Origin of the sequence: Neisseria shayeganii 871, assembly GCF_000226875.1 — a bacterium.
In the GTDB taxonomy this organism is placed as follows: Bacteria; Pseudomonadota; Gammaproteobacteria; order Burkholderiales; family Neisseriaceae; genus Eikenella; species Eikenella shayeganii.
The window spans coordinates 1-555 of record NZ_JH164947.1; the positions used below are offsets into that span (position 1 = coordinate 1).

The 555-nt window shown below is 51.9% G+C and carries 1 protein-coding gene; it reads right to left on the minus strand.

Annotation, left to right across the window (positions count from 1 at the left end):
- Positions 1 to 13: 13 nt before the first annotated feature.
- On the minus strand, positions 14 to 555 hold a 542-nt coding region (locus HMPREF9371_RS10910; protein WP_009120213.1), incomplete at its 5' end, for an integrase core domain-containing protein.

The window sequence follows — 555 nt, forward strand, 5'->3', positions numbered from 1 at the left end:
TTAACCGGGTTGTTTACACCATAGGTTGAGAAAAATAAGCCTGCAGTACCTCAAAGGGCGTATCCCCCTTCAGACTGCGGTGCGGCTTCACGGTGTTGTAAAAGTTGACGAAACGGCATAGCTCTTTTTGCCTGTGCTCCGGGCTGTCAAAGGTCTGCTTCTCGTGCCACATCTGCATTATCGTGCGGATGACCCGCTCCGCTTTGCCGTTGGTTTGCGGGCGGGCAGGACGGGTAAACTTCTGAGTGATGTTGTTTTCGTAACAGGCAAGACCGAAAGCGTGATTGGCCGAACCTTTGTATTCCGTGCCGTTGTCCGAATAAATGCATTCAATCAGATACGGGCAGGGTTCAATCAACTGCTCCCGCAAAAACTTGGCTGCGCTATCGGCCGTCTTGTCCGGCAAAATGGCGGCATACAGTTCACGGGAAAAGTCATCAATGGCGACAAACAGGTAGTCACGCCGGTCGGTGGCTTTTTGTCCTTTGAGTAGGGGCAAACGTTTGTCATCGACGTGCACCATTTCGCCCGGATAAGACTTGTTGTAGCGTTTGG